Below are 6992 nucleotides of genomic sequence, written 5' to 3' on the forward strand. Positions count from 1 at the left end.
GACGGTTTATTCGACGGTGTCGAGTTTGACGGGCAGACCCTCGCGCAGCTGGAGGGTTCCGGAGGTGATGAGCGTGTCGCCGACACTAAGTCCTTCGAGTATCTGTATTTCGGCGTCGGTCCGCAGGCCGGTCGTCACCTCCACGGCGTGCGCCCGGCCCCCTTTGCAGAGGTAGACCTTGTCCACGCCCATCTCGGGAACGATGGCTTCGGTCGGCACGGCGATGGCGTCGGGAATGTCGTGCAGGCGGATCTGCACCGTGACGAAGCGGCCCGGCAGCAGCCGTCCCTGTGCATTGGAGTAGTGGGCGCGCACGGCGAAAGTGTGCGTCGCCAGGTCGATTTTCGATTCGGTGGCGTAGACCGCGCCCTGGAAAGTCGCCTGCTGTCCATCGACCGTGAACGAGAGCTTCGTGCCGGGTTTGATCTGATTGGCGTAGCGTTCCGGGACGAAAAGGTCGATTTTCAGCGGCTGTATCTTGGCCAGTTTGGCCACCACGACGTTCGGCGAGGCGTAGGCGCCCTCGCTGACGTTCCGCAGGCCGATCACGCCGTCGAACGGTGCGCGAAGTTCCGTGAGCGCGATGTTCGATTTCACGATGTCGATGTCGGCGTTGAGCGTCGCCAGCTCCGTGCGGGCCTGCTCGTAGGCTTCCTGGCTGACGGCGTCCTTTTCCAGGAGGGCGCTCTGGCGGTATACGCGGTCCTCGGCCAATTTGAGCTGCGCCTCGTAGCGGCGCAACTGTGCCAGCAGCGGCTGGTCGTTCACCTTGGCCAGCAGGTCGCCTTTTTTGACGGCGGTGCCCTCCCTGAAATTGATCGCCACGATCTTGCCCGAGGTCTCGAACGAGAGGTCCACCTCCTCGTCGGGCAGCAGGTTGCCTACGGTGGTGATCCCGTCGGTCAGCTGCTGGGGGCGTATGACGAGCCCGTTGACATTCAGGATGCTCGCCCGGCGCGGGACGACCGCGGCATCGGCATCGGGCTCGGCGGCTCCTTTGCCGTTCATGAGGTTATAGAGGCCCAGAGCCAGGCAGAATACCACGAGAATAACGGCCGTAATGATCCATTTTTTCTTTTTGTTCATATCAGAGAGTAAGGTTTGCGTTGAGAGTCGTATGCAAAGATACGATAAAATGCTGTTTTGTCCGCGATCGGTTCCGGCAAAACAGCCTGTTGAAATCCAAAGTTACGGCTTCCGGTGCGGATTGCCTGTGTTCTGCCGGTGAAACGGAAAAATTCGGGGGTGAAAATCTCCGGGCCTTGACGGGGAGACCTGTTTTTTACCGTTTTGCGATAAAAAAAGCAGTTACATCGCTGTAACTGCCTGATCGCGGCCTCTGTATGGCCTCTTGCTTGTGACACCGACAGTTGTGCATAATATTGCTTCGCAATTATACAAAAAAGTTTTTGAAAAAGCAAACGCCTAATTTTCAACTTCTAACCCGTTTGCAATTGTCAAAACTTTTTATATTATTTGTTGTCCTACGTGGTAAAATGTTTTACCTATGTTTTACCCGCTGTTTATGTTTCATTAAAATTATACAATTATGAGAACAGCTATTATTCTTCGTCAGGACAAAACCAATCAAAAAGGAGTCTTGCCCGTGTGTATGCGAATTACGCACGAGCGTCGTTCAATGTATGTAACATTGATCCGTGTAAAGCCAGAGAACTGGGATGCATCCCGGGGAATAGTGAAAAAATCCGACTTGCAGCATGAACGGCTCAATAATGAATTACGCAGGAGAATCGCAGAGGTTAACAAAGTCGTTGTATTGTGTGAAGCCATGGAGCCTGAGCGTGGAATCGATGCGGTGCGTGATCGGTTGCATAAAAGAACAACAGCGGATATGTTTGTTTATGCGCAGAATTATTTATCGCGTAAAGAAAATACGAGCGTCCGGACTTATAATAAATGTCATTCCCATATTACGAAATTTAAAAAGTTTATCGGAAAAGATCAATTTTCGGTGAGCCATTTGACTTACGAACTTTTATTGCGATACGAAAACTATTTGCGGGAGGATTTGGGAAATTCAATCAATACCGTAACGACGAATATGAAGACGCTGAAAGAACTGACTGCGGAAATGTATGAGGAATTTCGTTTGGATATTCGCAATAATCCCTTTCGCAAATATAAAATGAAATCCACACCGACGGAACGCCCCTGCTTGTCGGAGCGGGAATATTTCCGTGTACGCAATTTAAAATTGATTATGCAGGGAAAATTATACGATGCGCGGCAGTTATTCGTGTTTGAATCCGAAACGGGAATACGTATCAGCGATATTTTGAAATTGCGCTGGCAGAATTATGACGGGCATTATATACAGATCATTATGGATAAAACAGACCGTCAGCTTAAAATACCTGCGAGCGATCTTGTTAAAGAGATATGCGCCATGCGTGAAAGACGATATAAAACGGCAGGTGTTCCCATCACGCCGGATGGTTTTATATTCCGGGGAATTTTGCCTTATGAATACGACAGCATGTCAAGGGAGGAAAAAGTCTGTGCGGAAAATTGCGCCGTGGCGCGAATCAATCTTGCATTGAAAAGAGTTGCCGTTTTAGCGCGTGTCAAGAAAAACCTTTCGACGCACGTAGGAAGACATACCTTTGCGTCGCGTTTGGTTCGTTCAGGGCAGAATATGGTTGTAATTCGGGATTTACTCGGCCATGCCAGTATTCGCACGACGGAAATTTATGCGAAGATCATGCAGTCGCAGATGAATGATGCAATTGATGTATTGAATAAGTTGAATAATCATGGATACAAAAGAGCAGAATAGCAGAAATTGGGGTGATCTATTGCTTACTTCGCAACAAGTTGCGGACATTTTGCATGTCAGTTTGCGCACATTGCAAAAATACCGGGATGAAGGACGCCTTAATTACGTTCGTATCAGTCCACGGATAATTCGGTATTATCCGGAAGAAGTTGTCGCATTGATTCGGAAAAGTCATTGTTCGACGTGGTTGAAAGATAATTGCGCCCGGTTGTTAAAACTTAAATAGATTCCTTTGTAATCGGGGATAATTCCGTGCCGACGAGGTTGAATCGGTTTAACCACTTTTTTGTATTTTGAAAGGACCAAATTTTCGGGCTTTCAAAAGGCTATTTTACAAAACGCACAAAAAGACGTTTAATTTATTCATGTATAGTACATTATAGCGTTTTATTGAAATCAGGTTAACCGTAGCAACCAGTAGAAAAAGGGGTAAAAAGGCGGTTGTGTTTCAGTGCGCATTTGAAATTAAATTTGCAGATACAGCTAATTTGAAACAGATCGCGGCAAGTAATTTAATGTGTGTATTTATCAATACGAAGTGCATATATATACAAAGATTGTATAAATCCGTGTCAACCTAATTCGCAGGTAAGGGGTATGCAGGTAGCACTGCGAGCAGATGCGAATTACAGACCCCACCCCTTAAATTGGAATAAATTTCAAAATAGGTACGGGTAGTCTGTATAGATAAGAACGGATTTCTGGAAATCCAGCCATTGTAATTTTTTCTTGCAGTCCCGCGGAAAATTTCTAACTTTGTTTTCGGAACCAATTAAAATTACAATAAACAGAGATATTTAAAATAACTGACATATTAATATAAAGCGTTAGCTTATATTCTTGTTTCTGAAAATCGCCAATTTAAAGGAACTCCCAAGGGTAAAAGTTGATGCTCACGTTGTATTCCAGCGTGGGCTTTTACTTATTTGGGAGTAAGGTGTTTGGCGATACCTCAGAAACAAATAAACTTAAAGGTCCACGTTTTTTATGCCTACACCCGAACAATTCCATGAACTTACAGCGAAGCTGAAAATCCTTGTCGAAAAAGACAAGGAACAGCGAATTCTTGCAGAGGCATCATTGGTAAACAGCCAACTCGACGCCCTCGCAAAAATCAAAGCACTCTACCCGCATGAGGTTGACAAGAATTACAACAGATATGTTGCACCCTTTTTAGATCGCTATGCTTTTCTGAAACGGCCATCATGCTTAGCTATCATTAAAAAGCATGCTTACGAGCCTGCACATACATTATATCTCGCTCATCTGTTCGAATCCAACAAGGCTATTTTATCGGCATTAATAAAATCTGCGGAATGTTTATCCGGCAAAGACGAATTGTTACAACACATTCAAGCCAGTGAAACCTATCAGGTGAAAGCCGAGGAGCAGATCAAAGACTGCGGAAAAATTACGGGCCGGATTCCCGATCTGACAATTACGGATGAACGGAACCGGTGGGTGTTAATTATCGAGAATAAAATCGAAAGTCGCTTTTCGGACGGGCGTATCGGGAAAAATCAAATCGATGATTATCGGATTTATGCAGAACGGACATTCCCTGCATACGACAGGTATTATTTGACCGTCAGCTATTCGGACTGCAACCGAAAAGATGCATTGGATAACCAGTGGGGCTATTGCGATTACTGTTCCGTATTTAACGCGATTATCCAATGCGAACCGTTGGACCGTATTGCAGAAGATTATTTATCGGCTCTGATGCAGTTGTTATGCAACGGGCCGCACAAGCGGATACAAAAGCCGGATACGGAACAAATATCCCGACAATTAGTTAGCATATATCAGTTTTACACTAACGTAATCACCCAATTAAAAAATATCGCCTTATGAACAAATTAACACAATTAACCAATGAATGTCTGGCAAATATGCCGATGCTTGCCGACGCTATTTGCCACACGACGAATGTCATAGGAGAAATCCTCGAATCGTATTATGACAAAGTTCAAAATCGGGTTCAACAATTTCTGAACGACAAGCCGGAATTGAAATATGAAATTGACGAACGGAATTCCGAGCGACTAACAATCTCCTTATTCCCATATATAAGGGCAAAAGGCAGGAAACAAATGCCTCAGTTGCATAACGAGGTCGGAATCTATTCCTCATTGATATTTTACAATCAATTCCGGCGAAAGATTGTTAATGAATTTTCGGTGATAATTGGCTATGCAATGTCCGGCAACCAAGAAAATATCATTTACTTCAATCTAACCGTTGGAGAAATGAATCCCGATATATCCGTGTTCAACAAAATCACAACGAATATCGAAAAGGAACTGATAGAAAAATGGGATATTCAAATCGAGGACAAATCTATCGAACTGCATATCGTCCCTGATCAAAATTTAACCGAGGAAACGATGGAGAACTGTTTCAATGATTTCATGACACACATCTTAAATCCACTATTAACCGATCTAAATTAGAAACCCTATGAAAAGATTTATTCTTATCCTCGTTGCGCTTTTGGTAGTAGCTACCGGATTCGCACAACCCAAGAAAGTCAATCTCGACATTAAGGCACTGAAAGAACTTGTCGGTACGGCTGACCGCGTAAAGATGAATGAAGTTCTCAAGTACCAATCTACTCTCGACAGCGGAGAGGATGTTTTCCAAGGCTTCAACGAGTACGAACAACTGTTGTTAGCGTATCGTTGTCGTTTTAACAAAAATGAGATACTGTGGAATATTGAGTTTGGAACTCCTTATCCGTTCGGTTATCACTTGGACCTTACGGTGGAACACGGTGTTAAACCGTATGTTAAAGAAAATCCCTACGAAGGTCTGCCAACATTCTTTAAGTACAAATGGGATGGCCGTGAAATTATCATCGACTGCATGAAACAAACTGTAATAGTCAGTAAGCCCGATGCCCGCTAAAAAATTAGAGGGCTAACAATTCGGCCTAACATTTTCAAATATTATAAAGGCGATCTTTCGGGATCGCTTTTATTGTTACTTTTCCAATGTTCTGTAATTACACTTATCGAACATTAAAGGTCAAAATCGTAGAGATTTTGTATATTTGGGTATACCGAATTAACGACCGTAGCTTTTATTGAATCCAAAATCAGATGATAGACCGAATTATAATGCAAGTTGCTGGTATCAGTGACGGGCTTATCGAAGATAAGTTAGATGAATTTTTGCCTATTTTTGACGAAGCTAAAAATTTACGACGTGGGCAATGGAGATCATTAAAGTTAACCTATTATCATACATATTCATTATTAAGAATAACGGGGTCTCTGCATAAATTTGCCAAAAAGCATAACTACAAGCCTTTTACATTCCGCGAAGCCGCAGAGACTTTACGTGGTATTGCAACATTTCTTGGAGTACCACTCTCAGCCTTTCGGATAAATAGCATTGAAATTGGAGTGAATATCTCTATGGGTGAAACTCCGATGAAATATATTGAAACGATTTCAGAATACAAAGGCAATAAATTTATACCCATGCCGCCGCGAAGTGGAACAAATAAAATATACGGTCGGAAATGCAAAATGGCGGAATATGATATTAAATTTTACGATAAAATCGCAGACTATATTCTGGAAAAGAAAATAAAAGCCGCCGATAGAGAAAAGTTGCCTAAAAATCTACTTCGCTATGAAATAAAATTATCGAGAAAACAGCTAATGACTTTTGGTTTTCCCGATCCGACAGCAGAAAATTTACTTAAACGTCGGTATGCTATATTTTGCGTTTATTTGCTCCGATCTATCATGAAAGATATTGTTTTCACCAATGATATAGTAGACTATTCAAAGATTCCGGACTGCTCATCGAAAGTGTTGCAAAATAGGATAAAAAGATATATATTTGCAGTATCCGACGGCTATGATCGTTACCTCGCTTATCTCAAAGATTATGTCGGGGATGATGAATATACAAAAGCAAAAAGGAGCAAAGCAAGTTTAATAAAAAGTATGCAGCCGTTTTTATACGGTAAATACGAAACAGAGTTAAAAGAACGCTTTGCCGAAGAAGTTGCGACAGTTCACGATTATAAGAGAGCCGTAAAATCCAAAAAAGTGTAATATTTCCTTACTCCAATAAGTAGGAAGAGAATTATAAAGTATAATAAATCACTACTGTCCCGTAAAAGTTGATAAATAGTTCTTTGAAATTATTGAAATATAGTCAATTACGTGGTTTCTTGAGA

Annotated in this window: 7 protein-coding genes; 6 read left to right on the top strand and 1 reads right to left on the bottom strand. The window is 42.8% G+C overall.

The features are described 5' to 3' along the window. Nucleotides 1–6: 6 nt before the first annotated feature. Nucleotides 7–1086, bottom strand: a complete 1080-nt coding sequence (locus WMO46_RS04435; protein ID WP_019151299.1) for an efflux RND transporter periplasmic adaptor subunit — start codon at nucleotides 1084–1086, stop codon at nucleotides 7–9. A 463-nt stretch (nucleotides 1087–1549) separates the two neighbouring features. Here WMO46_RS04435 and WMO46_RS04440 point away from each other — a divergent pair, with 463 nt between their 5' ends. From WMO46_RS04440 to WMO46_RS04465, 6 genes are all read left to right on the top strand, one after another. Next, a complete protein-coding gene (locus WMO46_RS04440) occupies nucleotides 1550–2797 on the top strand; it encodes a site-specific integrase (protein WP_168948848.1) in 1248 nt (415 codons plus the stop codon). Next, on the top strand, nucleotides 2775–3023 hold the full coding sequence (locus tag WMO46_RS04445) for a helix-turn-helix domain-containing protein (RefSeq protein WP_168948847.1): 249 nt from the start codon (nucleotides 2775–2777) through the stop codon (nucleotides 3021–3023). Before WMO46_RS04440 ends, WMO46_RS04445 begins: the two co-directional genes overlap by 23 nt. A gap of 761 nt (nucleotides 3024–3784) precedes the next feature. Beyond that, nucleotides 3785–4651, top strand: a complete 867-nt coding sequence (locus WMO46_RS04450) for a PD-(D/E)XK nuclease family protein (RefSeq protein WP_288116056.1) — start codon at nucleotides 3785–3787, stop codon at nucleotides 4649–4651. Further along, nucleotides 4648–5250, top strand: coding sequence for a hypothetical protein (locus tag WMO46_RS04455; RefSeq protein ID WP_288116055.1), 603 nt, complete (start codon nucleotides 4648–4650; stop codon nucleotides 5248–5250). Before WMO46_RS04450 ends, WMO46_RS04455 begins: the two co-directional genes overlap by 4 nt. A 7-nt stretch (nucleotides 5251–5257) precedes the next feature. Next, nucleotides 5258–5704 carry a hypothetical protein gene (locus WMO46_RS04460; protein ID WP_217955234.1) on the top strand — a complete coding sequence of 149 codons (447 nt, stop codon included), beginning with the start codon at nucleotides 5258–5260 and terminating at the stop codon, nucleotides 5702–5704. 194 nt (nucleotides 5705–5898) lie between these two features. Then, nucleotides 5899–6867 carry a hypothetical protein gene (locus tag WMO46_RS04465; protein WP_217955235.1) on the top strand — a complete coding sequence of 323 codons (969 nt, stop codon included), beginning with the start codon at nucleotides 5899–5901 and terminating at the stop codon, nucleotides 6865–6867. Nucleotides 6868–6992: the final 125 nt, after the last annotated feature.

The organism is Alistipes intestinihominis (genome assembly GCF_040095975.1).
Taxonomy (GTDB): Bacteria; Bacteroidota; Bacteroidia; order Bacteroidales; family Rikenellaceae; genus Alistipes; species Alistipes senegalensis.